This is a genomic window from Neorhizobium sp. CSC1952 (assembly GCF_030378245.1).
Lineage (GTDB): Bacteria > Pseudomonadota > Alphaproteobacteria > Rhizobiales > Rhizobiaceae > Neorhizobium > Neorhizobium oryzae_A.
Genome location: NZ_CP128416.1, coordinates 1,317,952 through 1,339,666 on the forward strand (window position 1 = coordinate 1,317,952; position 21,715 = coordinate 1,339,666).

General features: G+C 64.9%; 20 protein-coding genes. 5 read left to right on the top strand and 15 right to left on the bottom strand.

The window, feature by feature from the left end; genetic code table 11:
- Positions 1 to 94: 94 nt before the first annotated feature.
- A complete protein-coding gene (locus tag QTA58_RS06805; RefSeq protein WP_289672186.1) occupies positions 95 to 1,345 on the top strand; it encodes an MFS transporter in 1,251 nt (416 codons plus the stop codon).
- 82 nt (positions 1,346 to 1,427) lie between these two features.
- Complete coding sequence (gene lepA, locus QTA58_RS06810; protein ID WP_289672187.1) at positions 1,428 to 3,254, top strand: translation elongation factor 4; 1,827 nt, start codon at positions 1,428 to 1,430, stop codon at positions 3,252 to 3,254.
- A gap of 54 nt (positions 3,255 to 3,308) precedes the next feature.
- On the opposite strand, the gene QTA58_RS06815 is transcribed toward lepA, so the two are convergent.
- Positions 3,309 to 3,695, bottom strand: coding sequence for a response regulator (locus QTA58_RS06815; RefSeq protein WP_159457636.1), 387 nt, complete (start codon positions 3,693 to 3,695; stop codon positions 3,309 to 3,311).
- 187 nt (positions 3,696 to 3,882) lie between these two features.
- On the opposite strand from QTA58_RS06815, the gene QTA58_RS06820 reads away from it, so the two are divergent.
- Positions 3,883 to 4,641 carry a Crp/Fnr family transcriptional regulator gene (locus QTA58_RS06820; RefSeq protein WP_289672188.1) on the top strand — a complete coding sequence of 253 codons (759 nt, stop codon included), beginning with the start codon at positions 3,883 to 3,885 and terminating at the stop codon, positions 4,639 to 4,641.
- Here QTA58_RS06820 and QTA58_RS06825 read toward each other — a convergent pair.
- From QTA58_RS06825 to QTA58_RS06875, 11 genes are all read right to left on the bottom strand, one after another.
- Positions 4,603 to 4,848 carry a hypothetical protein gene (locus QTA58_RS06825; protein ID WP_289672189.1) on the bottom strand — a complete coding sequence of 82 codons (246 nt, stop codon included), beginning with the start codon at positions 4,846 to 4,848 and terminating at the stop codon, positions 4,603 to 4,605. The genes QTA58_RS06820 and QTA58_RS06825 overlap by 39 nt on opposite strands.
- 64 nt (positions 4,849 to 4,912) lie before the next feature.
- A complete protein-coding gene (locus QTA58_RS06830) occupies positions 4,913 to 5,629 on the bottom strand; it encodes a Crp/Fnr family transcriptional regulator (protein ID WP_289672190.1) in 717 nt (238 codons plus the stop codon).
- 517 nt (positions 5,630 to 6,146) lie between these two features.
- The gene (locus QTA58_RS06835) at positions 6,147 to 6,485 is read right to left on the bottom strand and encodes a hypothetical protein (RefSeq protein WP_289672191.1); all 339 of its coding nucleotides are present in this window, start codon (positions 6,483 to 6,485) and stop codon (positions 6,147 to 6,149) included.
- A 557-nt stretch (positions 6,486 to 7,042) separates the two neighbouring features.
- Entirely contained in the window at positions 7,043 to 7,834 is a 792-nt protein-coding gene (locus QTA58_RS06840; RefSeq protein WP_289672192.1) for a crotonase/enoyl-CoA hydratase family protein, read from the bottom strand.
- A gap of 30 nt (positions 7,835 to 7,864) precedes the next feature.
- Complete coding sequence (locus QTA58_RS06845; protein WP_289672193.1) at positions 7,865 to 9,859, bottom strand: acetyl/propionyl/methylcrotonyl-CoA carboxylase subunit alpha; 1,995 nt, start codon at positions 9,857 to 9,859, stop codon at positions 7,865 to 7,867.
- Between the two features lie 185 nt (positions 9,860 to 10,044).
- Complete coding sequence (locus tag QTA58_RS06850) at positions 10,045 to 11,652, bottom strand: carboxyl transferase domain-containing protein (RefSeq protein ID WP_289672194.1); 1,608 nt, start codon at positions 11,650 to 11,652, stop codon at positions 10,045 to 10,047.
- Positions 11,652 to 12,800: an isovaleryl-CoA dehydrogenase gene (locus QTA58_RS06855; protein WP_289673044.1), complete on the bottom strand. Its 1,149-nt coding sequence runs from the start codon at positions 12,798 to 12,800 to the stop codon at positions 11,652 to 11,654. The genes QTA58_RS06850 and QTA58_RS06855 overlap by 1 nt, the downstream gene beginning before the upstream one ends.
- Before the next feature lie 154 nt (positions 12,801 to 12,954).
- A complete protein-coding gene (locus QTA58_RS06860; RefSeq protein WP_289672195.1) occupies positions 12,955 to 13,317 on the bottom strand; it encodes a hypothetical protein in 363 nt (120 codons plus the stop codon).
- Between the two features lie 102 nt (positions 13,318 to 13,419).
- A complete protein-coding gene (locus QTA58_RS06865; RefSeq protein ID WP_289672196.1) occupies positions 13,420 to 14,271 on the bottom strand; it encodes an NlpC/P60 family protein in 852 nt (283 codons plus the stop codon).
- Between the two features lie 15 nt (positions 14,272 to 14,286).
- Positions 14,287 to 14,637: a MarR family winged helix-turn-helix transcriptional regulator gene (locus QTA58_RS06870; RefSeq protein ID WP_085423331.1), complete on the bottom strand. Its 351-nt coding sequence runs from the start codon at positions 14,635 to 14,637 to the stop codon at positions 14,287 to 14,289.
- Between the two features lie 67 nt (positions 14,638 to 14,704).
- A complete protein-coding gene (locus QTA58_RS06875; protein WP_289672197.1) occupies positions 14,705 to 16,099 on the bottom strand; it encodes a leucyl aminopeptidase family protein in 1,395 nt (464 codons plus the stop codon).
- Positions 16,100 to 16,234: 135 nt separating this feature from the next.
- Here QTA58_RS06875 and QTA58_RS06880 point away from each other — a divergent pair, with 135 nt between their 5' ends.
- Complete coding sequence (locus tag QTA58_RS06880; RefSeq protein WP_289672198.1) at positions 16,235 to 17,071, top strand: tetratricopeptide repeat protein; 837 nt, start codon at positions 16,235 to 16,237, stop codon at positions 17,069 to 17,071.
- 529 nt (positions 17,072 to 17,600) lie between these two features.
- Entirely contained in the window at positions 17,601 to 18,158 is a 558-nt protein-coding gene (locus QTA58_RS06885) for a dual specificity protein phosphatase family protein (RefSeq protein ID WP_289672199.1), read from the top strand.
- A gap of 40 nt (positions 18,159 to 18,198) precedes the next feature.
- Here the strand turns inward: QTA58_RS06885 and QTA58_RS06890 are convergent, their stop codons facing one another.
- Genes QTA58_RS06890 through QTA58_RS06900 form a run of 3 tightly spaced genes read right to left on the bottom strand, consistent with a single transcriptional unit; the run spans position 18,199 to position 21,712 of the window.
- Positions 18,199 to 19,176: a type II secretion system F family protein gene (locus QTA58_RS06890; RefSeq protein WP_289672200.1), complete on the bottom strand. Its 978-nt coding sequence runs from the start codon at positions 19,174 to 19,176 to the stop codon at positions 18,199 to 18,201.
- Between the two features lie 10 nt (positions 19,177 to 19,186).
- Positions 19,187 to 20,200, bottom strand: a complete 1,014-nt coding sequence (locus QTA58_RS06895) for a type II secretion system F family protein (protein ID WP_085421996.1) — start codon at positions 20,198 to 20,200, stop codon at positions 19,187 to 19,189.
- Between the two features lie 12 nt (positions 20,201 to 20,212).
- A complete protein-coding gene (locus QTA58_RS06900; protein WP_289672201.1) occupies positions 20,213 to 21,712 on the bottom strand; it encodes a CpaF family protein in 1,500 nt (499 codons plus the stop codon).
- Positions 21,713 to 21,715 lie beyond the last annotated feature (3 nt).

Consider the following 21,715-nt stretch of genomic DNA (forward strand, 5'->3'; position numbering starts at 1 on the left):
CGCGATAGCTCCCGTCATCATCCGTCGGCTATGAAGCTGCAGTCGGGTCGGACACGGCGCAGAAGCGGCCGTCCGCCCGTTTGCGGAGAGACGAATGCACGGTCGTACGCTCGAGACGGCTTCTCCCCTTTCGATCGCCAGCATCGTCGTCTCGATGACGATCGCCGCGGTCGGCAGCGGCATCATGTTCGCCTATGTGCCCTTCATGCTCACCCATTCCGCGGCCCCGTGGGCGGCGGGCGCGGCCGTCACCGCAGTCGCCTTCGGCGGTCTCGTCGGCTGCGTCGTCGGCGGGCCGCTCATCCGCCGCGTCGGCCATGCGCGGCTCTTCGCCTGCTCCATGGCGATGGTGATCATCGCGGCCGTGCTGATCGCCGCCGACCTGCCCGCCTATGTGTGGATTTTCGCCCGCGGCCTCTACGGCGCGGCCGCCAACGTCAACTTCATCATCGCCCAGAGCTGGCTGAACCACGCCGCCTCCAACCAATGGCGCGGCCGGGCCATGTCCTTCTTCTACATGGCCTACGTTCTCGGCCTCGGCTGCGGCGCCTGGATCTTCGGCCGCATCCCGACCGACGGCAATCTCGCGCCCCTCGCCGTCATCCTCGTCACCGCGCTCGCGATCCTGCCGATCGGGCTCACCCGCCTGCCGAACCCGCCGCCGCCCGCCAGCGTCAGCGTCAACATCCCGATGGCATGGCGCATCTCGCCGGTGGGCCTCGTCGGCGTTTTGGCATCCGGCGGGCTTTCCATGGTCGTGCAGGGCTTCACGCCGATCTATGCGGCCACCAGCCAGGTGTCCCAGGCGGATATCGCGCTGCTGATGTTCGTCATGCAGACCGGGCTGCTCTTCGTGCAATACCCGCTCGGCGTGCTCTCCGACCGGATCGACCGGCGCTACGTGCTCGTCGTCACCTGCGGCCTCATCGTCGCGGCCGGGATCGCCGCCCTCTTCGTCTCGTTCTCGGCCATCGTCATCCTGATGATCGTCTTCCTCGTCTTCGGCGGGGCGGTGGAGACGGTCTATTCGGTCGCCAACGCGCATGCCAACGACCGCGCCGATCCGGGCGATTTCGTGCCGCTCTCCTCGACGCTGCTCGTCGCCTGGTCGGCGGCCGCCACCGTCGTGCCGCTCGGCGTCACTCTTCTCACCCCCATCTTCGGCCAGCACACCTTCATCCATGCGGTGATCCTGGTCGCGATCGCCTACGGGACCTATGTCCTCTGGCGGCTCAAGGAGCGCCAGGCCGTGCCGGCCGACGCGCGGGAGAATTTCGGCATCCGCAGCGCCCAGGTTCCGAACGCGTCGGTGCTCACCGATCCGGAGACCGGCAAGCCCAAATAGCCCGCAGAACCGGGCCTTATCCTCAATGAAAGGTTATCTTTCCGCTTTGCGGCAGGGATTCGCGCTGCTATATGCGCGAGCCATGAGCACCAATTCCGCCCGCACGCCCCTCGACCACATCCGCAACTTCTCGATCGTGGCGCATATCGACCACGGCAAGTCGACGCTGGCCGACCGGCTGATCCAGTCGACCGGGGGCCTCGCCGAGCGCGAGATGTCGGAACAGGTGCTGGATTCGATGGATATCGAGCGCGAGCGCGGCATCACCATCAAGGCCCAGACGGTGCGCCTTCACTACAAGGCGCAGAACGGCGAGACCTATATCCTGAACCTCATCGACACGCCCGGCCACGTGGACTTCGCCTACGAGGTCTCGCGCTCGCTCTCGGCCTGCGAGGGCTCGCTCCTCGTCGTCGATGCTTCCCAGGGCGTGGAAGCCCAGACGCTCGCCAACGTCTACCAGGCGATCGACAACAACCACGAGCTCGTCACCGTCCTCAACAAGATCGACCTGCCGGCCGCAGAACCCGACCGCATCAAGGAACAGATCGAGGAAGTGATCGGCATCGACGCCTCCGACGCGGTGCTGATCTCGGCCAAGACCGGCCTCGGCATCCCGGACGTGCTGGAAGCGATCGTCCACAAGCTGCCGCCGCCGAAGAGCCCCGGCGGCGAGACCGCGCCCCTCAAGGCGCTGCTGGTCGACAGCTGGTACGACACCTATCTCGGCGTCATGGTCCTGGTGCGCGTCATCGACGGCGTCATCGCCAAGGGCCAGCAGATCCGCATGATGGGCACCGGCGCCAAATACTCGGTCGAGCGCGTCGGCGTGCTGACCCCGAAAATGGTCAATGTCGACAGTCTCGGCCCTGGCGAGATCGGCTTCATCACCGCCTCGATCAAGGAAGTCGCCGATACTCGCGTCGGCGACACGATCACCGACGACAAGCGTCCGACCGCCCAGGCCCTGCCGGGTTTCAAGCCGGCCCAGCCGGTGGTCTTCTGCGGCCTCTTCCCGGTCGACGCCGCCGATTTCGAGGACCTGCGCGCCGCGATGGGCAAGCTCCGCCTCAACGACGCCTCCTTCTCCTTCGAGATGGAGAGTTCCGCCGCCCTCGGCTTCGGCTTCCGCTGCGGCTTCCTCGGCCTGCTGCATCTCGAAATCATCCAGGAGCGCCTGGAGCGCGAGTTCAACCTTGATCTCGTCGCCACCGCACCCTCCGTCGTCTACCAGATGACGCTGACGGACGGCACCGAGATGGAACTGCACAACCCGACCGACATGCCCGACGTCGTCAAGATCGACGAGATCCGCGAGCCGTGGATCAAGGCGACGATCATGACGCCGGATGAATATCTCGGCGGCATCCTGAAGCTCTGCCAGGACCGGCGCGGCATCCAGACCGAGCTCACCTATGTGGGCAGCCGCGCGATGATCACCTACGAGCTGCCGCTCAACGAAGTGGTCTTCGACTTCTACGACCGGCTGAAATCGATCTCGAAGGGCTATGCCTCCTTCGACTACAACATCATGGACTACCGGCCGGGCGACCTCGTGAAGATGTCGATCCTCGTCAACGGCGATCCGGTCGATGCGCTCTCCATGCTCGTCCACCGCTCCGCGGCCGACCGGCGCGGCCGCGGCATGGTGGAGAAGCTGAAGGAGCTCATCCCGCCGCACATGTTCCAGATCCCGATCCAGGCGGCGATCGGCGGCAAGGTGATCGCCCGCGAGACGGTCCGGGCGCTGCGCAAGGACGTGACCGCGAAATGCTACGGCGGCGACGCCACCCGCAAGCGCAAGCTCCTGGAAAAGCAGAAGGAAGGCAAGAAGCGCATGCGGCAGTTCGGCAAGGTCGAGATCCCGCAGGAAGCGTTCATCGCGGCGCTCAAGATGAACGACGAGTGAGACGCGGACGGCAGCTTGCCGCCGTCTTCCGCTTTCGCCCCCAAACGCAGCCGATCAGAGCATATGCCGCCCGTGATCGGGCACGCATTCCTTCACCGCCCGGATGAATTCGTCCGGGTTGCAGGGCTTGTCGACCCACTTGCACTTGCTGTCCATCTGCGGATGGCGCCCGCCGATATCCCTCTCCACCGAATGCACGATGTAGGGCACGCCGCGTTTGGCAAGGATGGCGGCAATCTCATCGCAGGCGCCGTCCCTCAGCCGGGTCTCCATGACGGCAAGCTCCGGCGTGTGCTGCTGAAGCCATTCGGTTGCGGCGACACAGGACGAATAGGTGCTGATACTGTCGAAACCGGCCTGGGCGAGCAGCTCTTCGAGATAGATGGCAATCAGCGCCTCGTCTTCCAGAACCAGGACCGTCTGGTCTCTTGAAGTTTCCATTCCCTGCCCCTCCGAATTGAAGAGCCTGCAGACTAATCCTTTCGGAGGGACAGCGGGCCCAGCGTCTGCCAGCGTACCCAAAATCACCCCGAACCACAGGATGCTATAGAATCGGCAACCGCCCGCTTGGAATTCAGGGGCATGGCGGCCGGAAGTTCTGGCACTTTCGCCCACGTCAGCGAGAACCATGTCCGTCGCAGAACAGAACGAAATCCGGAATCGGCTTCTGGCCCTGCTGCCCGAAAACGAGTTCCGCAGCGTGAGAAACGTATTGGAGCCGGTCGATCTTGCCCGAGGCTTCGTCATCGTCGAAGCGGGCAGGCCGATCGACTATGTCTATTTCCTGGAGAGCGGCATCGGATCGGTGGTGACCGTTTCTGCGGATGGTCAGCAGGCCGAAGCCGGCATGTTCGGCCGCGAAGGGTTTTCGCCGACTCCGGCGGGCGTCGGAGGAACGATCAGCATCCACGAGGTGCTGATGCAGGTTGCGGGAAACGGCTACCGGATGCCGATCGGGAAGGTTGCGGAAACGCTGGCGCAGAACCCGGTTTTCGCCAATCTGCTCGCCAGGTTCATCCAGGCCTTTTCCTCGCAGATTTCCTATACCGCCCTCTGCAACATCGCCTATCAGGTGGACGAACGCCTGGCGCGCTGGCTGCTGATGGGCCACGACCGCGTCGATGGCGACGAGATCAATCTTACCCACGACTTCATTTCGCTGATGCTCGGGGTCCGGCGGCCCAGCGTCACCACCGCCTTGCATGTCCTGGAAGGAAAGAAGCTCATCCGGGCGGAGCGCGGCCGCATCACCATCCGGGACCGAAAAGGAATGCAGGAATTCGCGGGCCATGCCTACGGAGAGCCGGAAGAGGAATACCGGCGTCTCATCGGCGAATTCTGGCCCGTCTCAGCGCCCGAGATGCCTTTTGATGACGTCATGGAATGAAACGGCGATAACGAGCGCGCCGGTTTCGTCGCGTATTTCCATATGTTCGTCCAGGATCATCGCGCCGTTCTTGATGCGTGCCGCCAACAATTCCCGCACGGCTCCGATGGCATTGGCGTGGGCTTCGTCAATGCTGTCGAACTCGTCGCCTTCTTCGTCGGTGATGGTTACGCCACCACGGCGGATCTGGAAGAAGTACCGTGTCATCTTCGAACTCCGCCTGTCCTCCTGTCTGTGCGTGACACTCCATTTCGAAGAATAGAATAGCGCCCTAGAAAAGATCCTTCATGAGACGCCGGTATTCCTCTTCCGGTCTTCCGTAGGCATCTCGTGCAAACTCCTCAAGGGCCGGACGGTTCCGGATCATGATGCTTCCTCTTTCGGAACGGATGAAGCCGTTGCCTTCGAGCACGTGCAGGGACGTCGTGACGCTTGGCCGCCGGACCGCCAGCATCAATGAAATGAAATCGTGGGTCAGAGCGATTTCATTGCCCGAGACCCGGTCGTGACACATCAGCAGCCAGCGGGCAAGGCGTTCGTTGACATCGTGAACGGCATTGGAGAGCGCCGTGAAGGCCAGTTGCACCGCAAAGGCTTCGGCAGCGCGGATCATCACCTTGGAAAAACTTCTGTTGCTGTCCATCCAGCCCCGGAAGGCATCGTAGCTTATCCGGTAGCCTTCGCCGTCGAGCTGCATTCCGACGTCATGGATACTGACCTCCAGTCCCGTCACGACGGAAGTCGGCACATAGCCGTCGAATCCGAATATCCCGGCCTCCGCGCTGTGGCCCTCGGGTGTGGTCACCACGATGGAGCCAAGTCCGGACGCTAGAAAATACGCGTATTTGATCGGTTTGCCTGCCCGGCCGAGCAGCGTTCCCTTCGGCAGGGGAATGAGGTCGAGATCGGGCGCGATCTGGCCGTAATCCGTTGCCGGAAGCAGCGCCAAAAGCTTGTTCTGCATCGAAGATTGCGGAGGGGCGGTCATACGTGCTTCCCTCCTGGTTCGGGCGGAGCACATGGTGCTTCGGCCCTTCGCGCCCGGGTCAATCTGCATGAGACGCAGAGAGCATATTCCCCTCATCGCAAATAGCAATGATTGTACGGTACCGTACAGAAGAGGGGCTTTTGGTCATGTCCCAGCGGGGCGGGGGACCAGACGGGGTGTTCGTACGCCAGCGTACCGGAACGATGTAACGGACTGTGACATTGTCGGTTGGTAGGATGGAGCTTCCGATGAGCGTCACCGCCAATCCGCCGAGCCGAAACAGGCATGGAGATATCGATCCCCGGATCGAAGCACTCGGCCCGGATGTCCACCGCATGGCTCGTCGCTTTTTCTCATCCGAGAAAGAGGCGGCCGCCCTTGCCAGAAAGACGATCGCGAGAGCGAAGCGCGAGCTTCCCGTGGCCGCAGGAGAAGACGCCGTCAGGCTTTGCCTGTTCAGGTCGATGCACGACATATTCGCCGCCGACCTGCGGTCGAATGGAAGGCCCGGCCGCTCCTAATGCCTGACGCCGCTGCCGTATTGCCGCAGCAGTTCCTGGACGATCGCCTGGATGTCTTCCATCCGGGTGCCGAGCACATGCGGATTCCGCCGCGCCACGATCTGCTGCTCGGGGACGACGAACAAGAAGGGAATGGAAGCGGCCTCCAGCATTTCCGAAGCGTCGAACATGAACTGCGCATCACAGGCGGCGTCGATCAGGACGCCGTGCATCCCGCTGAGAAGACGGATGTCGAAATCGGCAGGCGGCATTGGCCCCGCAAGCTCGACACCCGCGTGCTGCCAGGCGTGGCGGGTGCCGGGCGGGAGCAAATCCTTGTCACCTACGACCATCATCTTGTACCGGCTCACCCTGTCACCTGCTGCCTGTGGCCATCATGGCACTGGCCATTGTAACCATAGTGGACACCTAAAGTTGCCTCTTGCAAGGCTGTTTTAGCAAATTCCGGACCGGCGGCACCGCATGCGCCGCCGCGCCCGCCCTCCCCTGTCCCGCCCGCCATCTCCTCTTCGAGGGCCGGCAGGGCTCCCTCCCTTCTCCCCAGCGGGGAGAAGGTGCCCGGCAGGGCGGATGAGGGGGGCGAAGCCACCATCCGGTGCCGCGCCTGCCGCGTGTGCACCCCCTCATCGCCTCGCTTTGCTCGGCACTTCTCCCTGCTGGGGAGAAGAAGGCGCAAGCCGAACCTGCTCGGTTCCTCATATGCGGTATGCCGAATAGCGGCGCTTGTCGTTTAGGGAAGCCGGCGCCCCCATCCGATCTCCCCCCTTGTGGGGGAGATGCCCGGCAGGGCAGAGGGGGGTGTGGTGGCAGGCATCCACCGGCACCGATGGATGAAACGCAGACCGAGGGCAAGGGAGGGTACCGTTCAATGGAATCGCGCGACGACGACAGCTCACTTCGGCGCCCAGGGCATCGGCCGGCGGCTCAGGAAGGCCTCGATGCCGGCGCGGCCTTCGGCGCTTTCCCACCGGTCGGCGAGCAGGCCGATGCTATGGGCGATCGGATCCCCGGCCGTCCCGCGGGCAAGGTCCTGCACCAGGCTCTTGGCGCCGGCCACGGCGCCGGGCGCGCAATCGAGGAAGGCCGAAACCTCCTCCTCCACGGCCGCATCGAGTTCACCGGCCGGGCGGACCACGGAGACGAGGCCGATCCTGCTGGCCGCCGCCGCATCGAAGCGGCGGGCATTGAGGAAGAGCCGGCGGGCATGCCCCTCGCCGATGCGGCGGACGACATAGGGGCCGATCGTCGCCGGAATGAGCCCGAGCCGCGTTTCGGTGAGCGCGAACTCCGCTTTCTCCGCCGCAACGACGATATCGCAGACCGCCATGAGGCCGATGCCGCCGCCGAAGGCATTGCCCTGAACCCGGCCGATCAGCGGCTTCGGCAGGCCGTCCAGCGCCTTCAGCATCATTGCCAGCTCCGTCGCGCCCTCGATCTTGCCCTGCCGGTCCTTGCCCGCCTGATCCCGCATCCAGGAAAGATCGGCCCCGGCGCAGAAGGCCGGGCCGGAAGCGGCAAGCACCACGACCCGCACCGCCTCGTCCGCTGCGAGCTTCGCCGCCGCATCCGCCAGTTCGCCGATCATCCCGGCATTCATGGCATTGTGCTTTTCCGGCCGGTCGAGCGCCAGCCTTGCGACACCCCGGGCATCCGTCTCCAGCGTCAGCATCGTGTAGCCGCTCATCGGCGCGCTCCTCCCGGGCTGCGGACGAATTCAGCCATGTTCCGCCTCCGGGAGCGGTTCCAACAGCAGAAGCACCGCGCCTTCCAGCACCTGCTCGCCCTCCGCGACGAGCACATCGGCGATCTTGCCGTCACGCGGGGCGGAAAGCGTCAGCTCCATTTTCATCGCCTCCATCACCGCCAGCATCTCGCCCTTCGCCACGGCGGCGCCCGGTGCGGCGCGCAGCAGTTTCACGAGGCCCGGCATGGGTGCGACGAGCCGGTCGCCGCCGCCTGCCGCCTCCTCGTCGCCGGCAAGAGGGTCGAAGACGCCGAAATGCCAGCTTTCGCCCTCGCGGAAGATCGTCACGTCCCGCTCGCCACGGACCGCGTAGGCCCTGTGCCGGCGGCCGTCGGCCTCCAACAGATAGGCATCGCCGGAGCGGGACAGGCGAAACTCGAGGCTTTTGTCGCCGAGTTCTGCCCGATAGACGCCCCCGCCCCTTGCGGTGAACGAAACCGGCAGATGCTGCCCGCGATGCTCCAGATCGACGAAATCGGAGGCTTCCGACCACAATCGGAAGCCGGACAAGCTTGCCCAGGGATCGTTCGCCGCCTGCGGCTCCAAAGCGCCGGAAAGGAGGAGAGCGGCCAGGGCGGCAATCTCGGAAGGAGCCGCATGCACCATCGTCAGCTCGGCAAGATGGCGATCGATCAGCCCCGTATCCGGCCTGCCTTCGACAAAATCGGACTGGCCCGTTAGCCGGCGAAGGAATGTCGCATTGGTCGCGACGCCGGTCGCGCGGACCTCGGCCAGCGCTTCGGAGAGACGGGACAAGGCGGCCGCGCGATCAGGGCCGTGCGTGACGATCTTGGCGAGCATCGGATCGTAGAAGGGCGAGATACGGTCGCCGCTCCGAACGCCGCTATCGACGCGGGCCGACGTCTCGGGCAGATCGAGATGCGTGAGCGTGCCGGTGGCGGGCAGGAAACCGCGCTCGGCATCCTCGGCATAGAGCCGCGCCTCGAAGGCCCAGCCGTCGATCGAGAGCTCCTCCTGCCGCTTCGGCAGCGGCTCGCCGGACGCCACCCGCAGCTGCCATTCCACCAGATCGACGCCGGTGATCGCTTCCGTCACCGGGTGCTCGACCTGCAGGCGCGTGTTCATTTCCATGAACCAGAAGCGGTCCGGCGTCAGCCCTTCGGAGGCATCGGCGATGAACTCGATCGTTCCGGCGCCGGAATAACCGATCGCCTCGGCGGCCTTCACCGCCGCCTCGCCCATGGCGCGGCGCATCTCCTCCGGCATGCCGGGGGCGGGAGCCTCCTCGACGACCTTCTGGTGGCGGCGCTGGAGGGAGCAGTCGCGCTCGAAGAGATGCACGACATTGCCGTGGTCGTCGCCAAACACCTGGATTTCGATATGTCGCGGATGGGCGATGTACTTCTCGATCAGGCAGGCGGCGTCGCCGAAGGCGGCTTGCGCCTCGCGTTGGGCGGAGGCCAGCGCCTCCTTGAAGCCGTTTGCGTTCTCCACCCGCCGCATGCCCTTGCCGCCGCCGCCGGCGCGTGCCTTGACGAGAACCGGAAAGCCGATGCGGGCGGCTTCGGCCAGCAGGAAATCCGGATCCTGTTCGGCCCCGTGATAGCCGGGCACGACCGGCACGCCGGCCTTTTCCATCAGCGCCTTGGCGGCGTCCTTCAAGCCCATGGCGCGGATGGCGGCAGGCGGCGGCCCGATGAAGCGGAGGCCGGCGGCCGCGACCGCTTCGGCGAAATCCGGGTTTTCCGAGAGAAAGCCGTAGCCGGGATGGACGGCATCGGCGCCGGTTCTCAGCGCCGCATCGATGACGGCATCGCCGCGCAGATAGCTTTCGGCCGCCGGCGACGGGCCGATATGCACCGCCTCGCCGGCAAGCGAGACATGCAGCGCATCACGGTCGGCATCGGAATGGACGGCGACCGTCGCGACGCCCAGCCGATGACAGGTGCGGATGATGCGGCAGGCGATCTCGCCGCGATTGGCGATGAGGACCTTTTTCAGCATGGGGCGATCCCTGCACATGTGAACTGAAAGTCCCCTCCCCAACCCCTCCCCACAGGGGGGAGGGGCTTAACCTGCCACGTTCGTCGCCGACGGTTGCCGGGACGGTGCCGCGAGTCTTCTCCTCCCTTGTGGGGGAGATGGCCGGCAGGCCAGAGGGGGTCTTCAGAGGTGCTCGTCATGCTCCCTCACATCCGGAACACGCCGAAGCGCGTTTCCTCGATCGGCGCATTGAGTGCGGCGGAAAGGCTCAAGCCCAGAACCTGGCGCGTCTTTGCCGGGTGGATGATGCCGTCGTCCCAGAGCCGCGCGGAAGCGTAAAGCGGATGGCTCTGCTCCTCGAACCGGTCGAGCACCGGCTGCTTGAAGGCCGCCTCCTCCGCAGCGCTCCACGTCTTGCCGCCGCGCTCGACCGCCTCGCGCCGCACCGTCGCCAGCACGCCGGCTGCCTGCGGGCCGCCCATCACCGAAATGCGGCTGTTCGGCCAGGTCCAGAGGAAACGCGGCGAATAGGCCCGGCCCGCCATGCCGTAATTGCCGGCGCCGAAGGAGCCGCCGACGAGGATCGTCACCTTGGGCACGGAGGTCGTGGCGACCGCCGTCACCAGCTTGGCCCCGTGCTTGGCGATGCCTTCCGCCTCGTAACGCCGGCCGACCATGAAACCGGTGATGTTCTGCAGGAAAACCAGCGGGATTTTTCGTTGCGAGCAGAGCTCGATGAAATGCGCGCCCTTCTGCGCGCTTTCGGAAAACAGCACGCCGTTATTGGCGACGATGCCGACGGGAATGCCGAAGACATGCGCGAAACCGCAGACGAGCGTCGTGCCGAAACGCGCCTTGAACTCGTCGAAACGCGAGCCGTCGACCACGCGGGCGATCACCTCGCGGATGTCGTAGGGCGTCGACAACGACGCGGGGACGATCGCGGCGATCTCTTCCGGATCGTAGAGCGGGTCTTCCGGCTTTTCCAGCACGACCGTTTCCGGCTTGCGCGTGTTGAGCCCGGCAACCGCGCGGCGGACCAGGGCCAGCGCATGCGCATCGTCGCGGGCGAGGTGATCGGCAACGCCGGAAAGCCTCGTGTGGACATCGCCGCCTCCCAGATCCTCGGCGCTCACCTCCTCGCCCGTCGCGGCCTTCACGAGCGGCGGGCCGGCGAGGAAGATCGTGCCCTGATCCTTCACGATGATCGCCTCGTCCGACATGGCCGGCACATAGGCGCCGCCGGCGGTGCAGGAGCCCATGACGGCCGCGATCTGGGCGATGCCCCTGGCCGACATCCGCGCCTGATTGTAGAAGATGCGTCCGAAGTGATCGCGATCCGGAAAGACCTCGTCCTGGTTCGGCAGGTTCGCGCCGCCGGAATCGACCAGATAGACGCAGGGCAGCCGGTTCTCCTCGGCGATCTCCTGGGCGCGCAGATGCTTCTTCACCGTCATCGGGTAATAGGTGCCGCCCTTCACGGTGGCGTCGTTGGCGACGATCATCACCTCGCGGCCCTCGATGCGGCCAATGCCCGTGACGATGCCCGCGGACGGGCTCGCGCCGCCGTAAAGCCCGTGCGCGGCGGTGGCTCCCACTTCGAGGAAAGGCGAGCCGTGATCCAGAAGCCGGGCGATGCGCTCGCGCGGCAGAAGCTTGCCGCGCTTCACATGCCGCGCCCTCGCCTCCTCCCCGCCACCGGCTTCGGAGAGCGCCACTGCGGCCTCCACCTCGGCAAGCTTCGCCTGCATGGCCGCGCGATTGGCTTCGGCCTCCTCACTCCTCAGATTGATCTGCGAGCGGAGAACGGCCATCAGGCGGTTTCCCGGAAGAGTTCGCGGCCGATCAGCATGCGGCGGATCTCCGACGTGCCGGCACCGATCTCCATCAGCTTGGCATCGCGCAGCAGCCGGCCCGTCGGATTGTCGTTGATATAGCCGTTGCCGCCGAGGATTTGGATCGCCTGCAGCGCCTGCTGGGTCGCCTGCTCGGAGGCATAGAGGCAGCAGGCGGCGGCGTCCTGCCGCGTCACCTCACCGCGGTCGCAGGCGGAAGCCACCGCATAGACATAGGCGCGGGCGGAATTCATCGCCGTGTACATGTCGGCGACCTTCGCCTGGATGAGCTGGAACTCGCCGATCGGCTGGCCGAACTGCTTTCGCTCGTGAACGTAGGGCATGACCACGTCGAGGCAGGCATGCATGATGCCGATGCCGATCGCCGAGAGCACGACCCGTTCGTAGTCGAGCCCCGACATCAGCACGCGCACGCCGCCGCCTTCGGTGCCCATGACGTTTTCGGCCGGCACTTCGCAATCCCGGAAGACCAGTTCGCAGGTGTTGGAGCCGCGCATGCCGAGCTTGTCGAGCTTCTGGGCGGTCGAGAAGCCCTTGAACCCTTTTTCGATGAGGAAGACCGTGATGCCCCTCGGGCCGGCGGCCGGATCGGTCTTGGCATAGACCACCAGCACGTCCGCATCCGGACCGTTGGTGATCCACATCTTGCTGCCGTTCAGCACGTAGCGGTCGCCGCGTCTTTCGGCCCGGAGCTTCATCGAGACCACGTCGGACCCCGCGCCCGGTTCCGACATGGCGAGCGCGCCGACATGCTCTCCCGAGCAGAGCTTCGGCAGGTAGCGCGCCTTCTGGTCGGCATTGCCGTTGCGGTTGATCTGGTTGACGCAGAGGTTGGAATGGGCGCCGTAGCTGAGCGAGGTCGAAGCCGAAGCGCGGGCCAATTCCTCCACCGTCACCACATGGGCGAGATAGCCGAGCCCCGAGCCGCCGAAATCCGGATCGGCCGTGATGCCGAGCAGGCCGAGCGCGCCGAGCTCCGGCCAGAGGTCACGAGGAAATTCGTTGCTGCGGTCGATTTCGTCCGCCCGCGGCGCCAGCTTTTCCTGCGCGAAACGGTGGACGGTGTCGCGCACGGCCTCGACCTCCTCGCCGAGCGCAAAATTCATGCTTGCGTGGAACACCTCGTCTCCTCCCGGTGCACCAGATCTCCATCAGGAAGTTGTGGGGCGGAAGACGCAGGCCGTCAATGGCTGCGGCCGCACCTGCGCAAGATCGCAAGATACGGTCTTCCGCCGCGCCGTCCTTGAAAAAAGATTGCCGCTACTTCGGCAGATGATGCGGATTCAGACCCGGCACCCATTGGGTGTTCGGCATCTGGGTGCCGGTATAGGTCACGCCGCTGTCGGTCTCGCAGCGATAGATGCGGGTCGGCATGCTGTCGCCGTAGAGGATGTCGTATCTGCCGCGATGGCGGTAGACATATTCGATGTCGCTGGAACAGCGATAGGCGTCCTTCTGGACCCGTTCCTGTTCCGGCACGACGCCCGGCAGATTCTTGAAATAGGTGGGCTGCGTCCTGCGGAACTCATCCCGCTCGGCCGCGAATACGTCCATGGGGAAAAGCGCGGCGATGACCAACGCCACGAGCATCACGGCCGGCAATATCCATGCACCCTTGAGCATCGATCGACTCCTCGCCCGCGACGTCTGCGGACGAATCCAAAATATGGACGACGGGCATTCGATGCCATGGGCCGCAGCCCACGTTTGCGTGATCATCATGACTTATCCCAAACGGCGATAGCCTGTCGGCTGTTGGTAGAGCCAGCCGATGCGCTTCACCGCCGCCTCGAAATCCTCACGCGCGACGCTCATCGTGTGGCCATTGGCATGAAGAAGCGTCTCCTCACTCTCCATGATTCCCACATGGCCTTTCCAGAAAACGAGGTCGCCGCGACGAAGTTCCTCGCGGGCGATGGCAAAGCCGAACGAAGCCTGCATGTCGGAATCGCGCGGCGCGGATTTGCCGACCATCATCAGGGAAAGCTGGACAAGGGCGGAGCAATCGAGGCCGAAGCCGGAGCGGCCGCCCCAGAGATAGGGCGTCTCGATGAACTTCTCCGCCACGGCGACGTAATCTTCGCCCATGGTCTCGGAGACGGGCATGCAATGGCCGGCGATCACCGCCCCGCCATCCGGCAGCACGAAATAGCGGGTGCCGCGGGTTTCCGCCTCGCCCGCGACGGTGATGCGGCTGCCCATAGACAGTGACGCGACCGGCGGCTTGCGGAGTTCCGGTCCGGGATAGACGAAGGTGCGCGGCACGGAAATCCGGTGCGTCGGCTCTTCCGGCGCGCCGAGCACCGTTTCCGGCAGATAGCCGACATAGCCGTCCTGATCCGCCTGCACCCAGGCAAAGCCGGCGGCACGGTCGAAGACACGCACCGTCTCGCCAAGAAGAAGCTCCGTATCGATGCCGCGCGACAAGTCCGGCGCCGGACGAAGCTGCGCCACCGGGACCGCGATCCGGGCCGGTTCGCCGCGGACAAAGTTTTCGGCTTCGACGCTGCCCCTCAGGGCCTCGTCGGCGAGATCGGAGCGGAAGGCATGCAGGCGTCTATCAAGCATTTTGGTCATGTTCTAAGTCTCAAGTCACGGTGCCGGCCTGCGGCCTTCGCGGATGATCAGGTCGCCCAGCTTTTCGAGAAAAAGCGCGCCGGCGACCGTGCGCTTGATCACCACATTGCGGCGGTCGCGTTCGTCGCGCTCACGCTCCACCAGCCCCATCTCGCCCATCGTGTCCAGCGCCCGGGTGATGACCGGCTTGGTGACGCCGAGGGTCGCGGCGAGCCCCCTGACCGTATGCGGCGGCGGCACGAGATATATATGCAGCAGGATAGACATCTGGCGCAATGTCAGATCGCGTCCGTCATGCCGCACCTGCTCCAGCGAAACCCTGTGCCAGAGCCCCAGCGCTTCCGTCGCCGTCAGTTCAACCGGCATCATGCCTCCCGACCAAAATCCCGCGGATTTTAAGGCGAAGGTCTTACCCGTTCGTTTCGGAGCCGGTTTATTTCGCCGTCATGTCGCGGATCACCTTGTAGAGCGCGCGGATGGCGAAGGCTTCGCCGCCGACCGGCGCATGCGGCTTTTCGGCCAGCACCCAGGCATAGATGTCGAAATGCACCCAGCTCTTCGTTGCGGTGACGAAACGCTTGAGGAAAAGCGCCGCGGTGATGGCGCCGGCCATGCCGCCGGACGGCGCGTTGGTGATATCGGCGGCGCGGGAGCGGATGTCCTTGTCATAGCCCATCCAGAGGGGCAGGCGCCACATGGGATCGGCCTCCGCACGGCCCGCCTCCATGAGCTTTGACGCAAGCGCCTCGTCATCGGTGAAATAGGGGGCGAGTTCGGTGCCGAGTGCCACGCGAGCAGCGCCCGTCAGCGTCGACATGTCGACCATCAGGTCCGGCGGGGTCTCGTCCGCATAGGCGAGCGCGTCCGCCAGGATGAGGCGGCCTTCCGCATCCGTGTTGTCGATCTGCACCGTGACGCCCTTGCGGCTTTTATAGATATCGCCGGGGCGGAAGGCATTGCCGGAGATGGAATTCTCGACCGCCGGCACGAGCACCTGCAGATCGACCTTCAGGCCGGCGTCCATGATCATCAGCGCCAGACCCATGACGTTTGCCGCGCCGCCCATGTCCTTCTTCATCAATGCCATGTTGGCGGCGCCCTTGATGTCGAGGCCGCCGGTGTCGAAGCAGACGCCCTTGCCGACCAGCGTCACGCGCGGATGACCCTTCTTGCCCCAGCGCAGTTCGAGCAGCCTCGGCGGCGAGACGCTCGCCCGGCCGACAGTGTGGACGAGCGGGAAATTCTGCGCCAGCAGGTCCTCGCCGACGACGGAGGTGACGGTCGCGCCATAGTGCTCGCCGAGCGCCCGGAAGGCGGCTTCCAGTTCGACCGGTCCCATCTCGTTGGTGGGCACGTTGACGAGGTCGCGCGCCAGGAAGACGCCCGCAAGCTGGCGCTCGATATCGGCGGCATCGACCGAAGCCGGGATGGAAAGCCGGACGTCCTTCGGCTTGTCGGACTTGTAGCGGTTGAAGCCGTAAGTACCGAGACCGTAACCAAGCGCAAGCTGCTCGGGAGAGAGAGCCGGCGTTTCGACCCGCCAGTCGCCGGGCGGCAGCAGTTTCGAAAGCCTGCCGGTGATGAACGGCGCCTCCGAAGGATCGTTGCCGAGGCCGAAGAAGGCGCTGCCGATATCACCCTTCCCATCCGGCACGAGGAGCACGGCGCCTGCTTCCGCCTTGAACCCGGCTGCCTTCGCCCAGGCAAGTGCCGCGGCATCGAATTTTCCCGCCTCCAGATCGGCGGGGGTCACGGCATGGATCGGCTTCGCCGCCGCCCCTTCCGCGCTGAAGGGGGAGGGACGGTCGATATATCGATAAACGGTCATGGGCGGCCTTCGGAAGCTTTTGGAATCGTTCGTCTTAACGGTCCGTTAGGGTTAACAGTTTATTGCTGGAGTGGAAATGCGCTATATGCCGCCGCCCGACCGGGACCGCGGCATCGGACCGAACGAGACCGCACCATGCCCGCTTCCGCAGCCCTGACGTTCCGCAAGACTACCCTCGCCCGGACCGCCGCGATCGCGCTCCTGATGCTCTCGGCAGCGGGCTGCGCCACGAAGCGGGACGTGCAGACGACCGGTTCCATTCCGACAAGGGTGTCCGCCGCATCGCTCGAAACGATGAACGCGACCGAGCTCTCCAATGCGGAAAGATCGATCGGCGCCGCCTATGCGCGCAACCCGAAAGACCGGAATACCGGCCTGCAATATGCGACCGTGCTCGGCATGACGGGCAAGAACGGCCAGGCGCTTGCGGTGATGCAGCAGGTGGCGATCGCCCATCCGACGGATCGGGAGGTGCTCGCCGCCTACGGCAAGGCGCAGGCCGCCGCGGGCCAGCTCGAACAGGCGCTCGCGACGATCAACCGCGCGCAGACGCCGGACCGTCCCGACTGGCGGCTCTATTCGGCGGAAGGCGCCGTGCTCGACCAGCTCGGCCGCTCTGAGGAAGCCCGCCGGAAATACCGCCTGGCGCTCGACGCGCAGCCGAACGAACCGACGGTCATCTCCAATCTCGGCATGTCCTACGTGCTCTCCGGCGATCTCAGGACGGCGGAAACCTATATGCGCAATGCCGCCGGCCAGCCCGGCGCCGACAGCCGGGTGCGCCAGAACCTCGCCCTCGTCGTCGGCCTGCAGGGCCGTTTCGCGGAAGCCGAAGAGATCGCCCGCCGGGAGCTTTCCCAGCAGCAGGCGGACGCGAACGTCACCTATCTCCGCTCGATGCTTTCGCAGCAGAATTCCTGGGCCAAGCTCGCCGACAAGGACGGCAAGGCAAAACCGGCCGGCACCAACTGACCGGTTTACAGGGATGAAAAGCCGGCGAGATCGCCGGCTCAGACTGCTGACAAAGGCGAGAACTTCTCTTTCGTCATGCTCGGGCCTGTCCCGAGCATCTGCAAACCATTGACGTTTATAGATCCTCGGCACAAGGCCGAGGATGACGCCGAGACACGAGGTTTGTCATCAAGCTGAGCCGGAGAGATCGCCGGCCTTCCTTGCGGTGGAATTCGTGGCAAAAGATTGCCTACAACAGGCGCGTGGCCACGGTGATGATGCCACCGATCAGGATGAGGTTTATGCAAAGCCTTGCCAGCATCGTGATATCCTCCGAATTCATCCAGCGCTCCGGCCCGCCGCCCGGTAAGCGCCATGACGGGAAGCATGCGGGGCTACCCCTGAATGCGGCCTGAAATCGCGGTTCAGGATCGGTTCACCGAGCCCTTCCGGCGGCACGGCCGGAAAAGAAAACCGGCGATCAAGAACCATTCTAAAATTGCCGCAATTGCGTAGGATCCGCTTGGGGAACAAACCGGACGGTGATTTCATGCGCAAATTCTTGAAGCGGTCGGGAATCGCGGTCGGCGCTTCCCTGCTTTCGATCGGGGTCTATCTCGGCGTTCTGCAGCTCACGGGGAATTTCCATGAGGTCCTGCCCGGCCAACTCTACCGGTCGGCGCAGCCCTCGCCGGGCGCCCTTGCGGATTATCTGACGCGATACGGCATCAAGACCGTCATCAACCTGCGCGGCGAAAGCCAGCGCACCTGGTACAAGGACGAGGTGGCGGTGACCCGGCGGCTCGACGTGCGGCATATCGACTTCCGCATGTCGGCGGGGCGCGAACTCACCAACGAGGAAAGCGAGCGGCTGATCGCCATCCTCCGCGACGCGCCGAAGCCGATCCTCATCCATTGCCTGGCGGGGGCGGACCGCACCGGCCTTGCTTCGGTCATCTACCTGCAGCAGATCGCCAATGTGGGCGAAGAGATGGCCGAGCTGCAGCTTTCGCTGATCTACGGGCATGTCGGGCTGCCGTTCCTGCGCGCCTATGCGATGGACGAGACCTGGGAAGGGCTGGAAAAGGTCTTCGGGCTGCCGAGCTGATTTTTTCCACGCGCGCCGTTATCGCAAACCGCGACCCGCTTTAGAATTTGTCGGCAACCTGGATGCCGGCGGGGCCGAGGATGACGGCGATCAGCACCGGCAGGAAGAACAGGATCATCGGAACGGTGAGCTTCGGCGGCAGCGCGGCGGCCTTCTTTTCCGCCTCGTTCATCCGCTCGTCGCGCCCCTCCTGCGCCAGCACGCGCAGCGCCTGGGCGATCGGCGTGCCGTAGCGTTCGGCCTGGATGAGCGCCTGGGTGACGGCCTTCACGCCGTCGAGCTGCGTGCGGATCCCGAGGTTTTCGAGCGCCGTGCGGCGATCCTGCAGGAAGGAGAGCTCCGCCGTCGTCAGCACCATTTCCTCAGCGAGCGGCGGCGACTGATGCGCCATTTCCTCGGCGACGCGGCGCATGGCCGCCTCGATGGAGATCCCCGATTCCACGCAGATCAGCATCAGGTCGAGCGCATCCGGCCAGGCCCGCTTGATGGAGGCCTGGCGCTTGTTCATCAGATTCGTGACATAGATGTTCGGCGCGTAGAAGCCGATATAGGCGGCGACGATCGCCGCCAGCATGCGGACCGGAAACGGCCGGGACGCGAGATTGCCGAGCACGAAGATCCAGACGATCGCGACCGCCAGGAAGACGAAGGGCAGCAGGAAGCGCGCCAGCAGGAAGATGTTGAGGGCGTTCTGCGACCGCAGCCCGGCCGCCCGCAGCTTGTTGACGGTCTTGTCGTCCACCAGCGCCTTGCGCAGGTTGAACCGCTCGACGATCTGGCGGACCGACTGGTTGTTCTGGGCGCGCAGCGACGTCTTCGACTGTTCGGCATTCATGCGGGCACGTTCGCGGGCGCGGATCTGTTCGCGCTCCGTGGAAACGGCCTTCATGCGCTTGTCGAGATTGCCCTTTTCGAGGAACGGGCTCGCCAGCGTGTAGAGGGTCGCGAAGACCGCCACCGCCACGAGGAAGGCCATGAGCGTGGCCGGATCGGTGAGCGCAGCGGCAATTTCCTTCATGACCCTCTCCTCAGATGTCGAAATTGATCATGTTGCGCATGACGAAGATGCCGATCGACATCCAGACGCCGGAAGCCAAAAGGATCAGATGGCCGCGCGGATCGGTGAAGAGGATCGAGATATATCCCGGCGAGGTGAGATAGACGAGCAACGACACGATGAAGGGCAGAGCGCCGATGATGACGGCAGAGGCCTTCGCCTCCATGGAAAGGGCGCTTACCTTGGCTTTCATCTTCTTGCGGTCCCGCAGCACCTTCGAAAGGTTGCCGATCGCTTCCGACAGATTGCCGCCCGCCTGGCTCTGAATGGTGATGACGATCGAAAAGAAATTCACCTCCGGCAGCGGCATGGTCGTCATCATGCGCGTGCAGGCCTCGGGAATGCTCAACCCCACCTGCTGGGATTCCACGACACGGCGGAATTCGCCCTTCACCGGCTCCTGACCGTCGGAGGCGATCAGGCGCAGGGCGTCGTTGAGCGGCAGGCCGGACTTGATCGAGCGCACCATCACGTCGAGCGCATTCGGGAACTCCTCGAGGAACTTGCTCTGGCGACGCTTGACCAGATAGCCGATCACCCAGCGCGGAAGGCCGAGGGCGCAGGCGAAAGCAGCGCCGGCGGCGGCAAGCAGCGGCAGGCCGGCAATCAGCGCGACGAGGAAGATGAAGACGCCGAAAAGAGCACTGAACAGATAGAAGCGGCCGATCGAGAGGGACAGTCCCGTCTGGGCGAGCTTGGACTTCAAGCTGCCGTCGCCCATCTTCTTGTTCTTCTCTTCCTGCTTCTTCTCAAGGTCCTTCAGCGAATCCTGCACGGATTTGCGGCGCTTGGAGAGTTCCTGCACGCGGTCGCGGGCGGCCTTGACCTTGGCGAGATCGGTCTCGGCGGCCTTCACCCGGCTGAGCCGGGTGTCGGTCTTCTTTTCCACCTCCATGCGGGAGAACAACAGGCCGTAGCAGACCGCCGCCGCGGCGACTGCCACCAGGGCGACGATCGCCACGACAGTGATATCCAGCCCGAACATGGAGCGTTCTCCTCAGTCCTTCGTCCGTTCCATCGCATCGAGCGCCGCCGCCAGACGCCTCTCCTCGCTGTAGTAGCGGGCGCGATCCCAGAAATGCGGCTTGACGATGCCCGTCGACATATGCCGTCCGATCAGGCGGCCGGCCGCATCCTCGCCCTCGATTTCGTAGCGCATCAGGTCCTGGGTGACGATCACGTCGCCTTCCATGCCGATCACCTCGGTGATGTGGGTGATGCGGCGCGAACCGTCGCGCAGCCGGGCCGCCTGGATGATGATGTCGATCGAGCCGGTGATGATCTCGCGCACCGTCCTGGCCGGCAGCGAATAGCCGCCCATGGCGATCATCGATTCCATGCGGCTCAGGCATTCGCGCGGGGTGTTGGCGTGGATGGTGCCCATCGAGCCGTCGTGGCCGGTGTTCATCGCCTGCAAGAGGTCGAAGACTTCCGGCCCGCGCACCTCGCCGACGATGATGCGTTCCGGACGCATGCGCAGGCAGTTCTTGACGAGATCGCGCATGGTGATCTCGCCCTCGCCTTCGATGTTCGGCGGGCGGGTTTCGAGCCGCACCACATGCGGCTGCTGGAGCTGCAGTTCGGCCGTGTCCTCGCAGGTGATGACGCGTTCGTCCGCATCGATATAGCGCGTCAGGCAGTTGAGCAGCGTCGTCTTGCCCGAGCCCGTGCCGCCGGAGATGACGACGTTGCAGCGGACGCGGCCGATGATCTGCAGGAGGACGGCACCTTCCGGGGTGATCGCCCCGAACTTCACGAGCTGGTCGAGGTTCAGCTTGTCCTTCTTGAACTTGCGGATGGTGAGCGCCGGTCCGTCGATCGCGAGCGGCGGGGCGATGACGTTGACGCGGGAGCCGTCCGGCAGGCGCGCGTCGCAGATCGGCGAGCTCTCGTCGACGCGGCGGCCGACCTGGCTGACGATACGCTGGCAGATCGACAGGAGCTGGGCATTGTCGCGGAAGCGGATATCGGATTCGATCGTCTTGCCGCCGACTTCGATGAAGGTCTGCCCGGAGCCGTTGACCATGATGTCGGCGATGTCGTCGCGCGCAAGCAGCGGCTCCAGCGGACCGTAACCCAGAACGTCGTTGCAGATGTCCTCGAGCAGTTCCTCCTGCTCGGAGATCGACATCGCGAAGTTCTTGATGGTGATGATGTCGTTGACGATATCGCGGATTTCCTCGCGCGCGCTCTCGGCGTCGAGCTTGGCGAGCTGGGAGAGATCGATCGTGTCGATGAGCGCGGAGAAAACCTGGCTCTTGGTATCGTAATAGAGCTCGGTGCGCGCCGGCCGCTTGCGGGCAGCCGGCTGGGCGGCAAGCGGCGGGGGCAAAACAGGCTGGCGCTGGAGGACCGGATCCCGCACCGGCTCGGGGAGGATTTCCGGCGCCGGCGGCCTTGCCACGACGGGTGCGGCCGGAACGGGCGCGGCAGCCGGCGGCGGAGCGAGGCCGCCCGTGCTTTTCCCAAATCCTTCGTTTCCGCGTTTTCCGAACATACC

Bases quoted from the DNA above. Each gene is read 5' to 3' on its own strand.
- QTA58_RS06805 (WP_289672186.1), top strand. From the start codon at position 95: ATGCACGGTCGTACGCTCGAGACGGCTTCTCCCCTTTCGATCGCCAGC.
- lepA (WP_289672187.1), top strand. From the start codon at position 1,428: ATGAGCACCAATTCCGCCCGCACGCCCCTCGACCACATCCGCAACTTC.
- QTA58_RS06815 (WP_159457636.1), bottom strand. From the start codon at position 3,695: ATGGAAACTTCAAGAGACCAGACGGTCCTGGTTCTGGAAGACGAGGCG.
- QTA58_RS06820 (WP_289672188.1), top strand. From the start codon at position 3,883: ATGTCCGTCGCAGAACAGAACGAAATCCGGAATCGGCTTCTGGCCCTG.
- QTA58_RS06825 (WP_289672189.1), bottom strand. From the start codon at position 4,848: ATGACACGGTACTTCTTCCAGATCCGCCGTGGTGGCGTAACCATCACC.
- QTA58_RS06830 (WP_289672190.1), bottom strand. From the start codon at position 5,629: ATGACCGCCCCTCCGCAATCTTCGATGCAGAACAAGCTTTTGGCGCTG.
- QTA58_RS06835 (WP_289672191.1), bottom strand. From the start codon at position 6,485: ATGATGGTCGTAGGTGACAAGGATTTGCTCCCGCCCGGCACCCGCCAC.
- QTA58_RS06840 (WP_289672192.1), bottom strand. From the start codon at position 7,834: ATGAGCGGCTACACGATGCTGACGCTGGAGACGGATGCCCGGGGTGTC.
- QTA58_RS06845 (WP_289672193.1), bottom strand. From the start codon at position 9,859: ATGCTGAAAAAGGTCCTCATCGCCAATCGCGGCGAGATCGCCTGCCGC.
- QTA58_RS06850 (WP_289672194.1), bottom strand. From the start codon at position 11,652: ATGGCCGTTCTCCGCTCGCAGATCAATCTGAGGAGTGAGGAGGCCGAA.
- QTA58_RS06855 (WP_289673044.1), bottom strand. From the start codon at position 12,800: ATGAATTTTGCGCTCGGCGAGGAGGTCGAGGCCGTGCGCGACACCGTC.
- QTA58_RS06860 (WP_289672195.1), bottom strand. From the start codon at position 13,317: ATGCTCAAGGGTGCATGGATATTGCCGGCCGTGATGCTCGTGGCGTTG.
- QTA58_RS06865 (WP_289672196.1), bottom strand. From the start codon at position 14,271: ATGACCAAAATGCTTGATAGACGCCTGCATGCCTTCCGCTCCGATCTC.
- QTA58_RS06870 (WP_085423331.1), bottom strand. From the start codon at position 14,637: ATGCCGGTTGAACTGACGGCGACGGAAGCGCTGGGGCTCTGGCACAGG.
- QTA58_RS06875 (WP_289672197.1), bottom strand. From the start codon at position 16,099: ATGACCGTTTATCGATATATCGACCGTCCCTCCCCCTTCAGCGCGGAA.
- QTA58_RS06880 (WP_289672198.1), top strand. From the start codon at position 16,235: ATGCCCGCTTCCGCAGCCCTGACGTTCCGCAAGACTACCCTCGCCCGG.
- QTA58_RS06885 (WP_289672199.1), top strand. From the start codon at position 17,601: ATGCGCAAATTCTTGAAGCGGTCGGGAATCGCGGTCGGCGCTTCCCTG.
- QTA58_RS06890 (WP_289672200.1), bottom strand. From the start codon at position 19,176: ATGAAGGAAATTGCCGCTGCGCTCACCGATCCGGCCACGCTCATGGCC.
- QTA58_RS06895 (WP_085421996.1), bottom strand. From the start codon at position 20,200: ATGTTCGGGCTGGATATCACTGTCGTGGCGATCGTCGCCCTGGTGGCA.
- QTA58_RS06900 (WP_289672201.1), bottom strand. From the start codon at position 21,712: ATGTTCGGAAAACGCGGAAACGAAGGATTTGGGAAAAGCACGGGCGGC.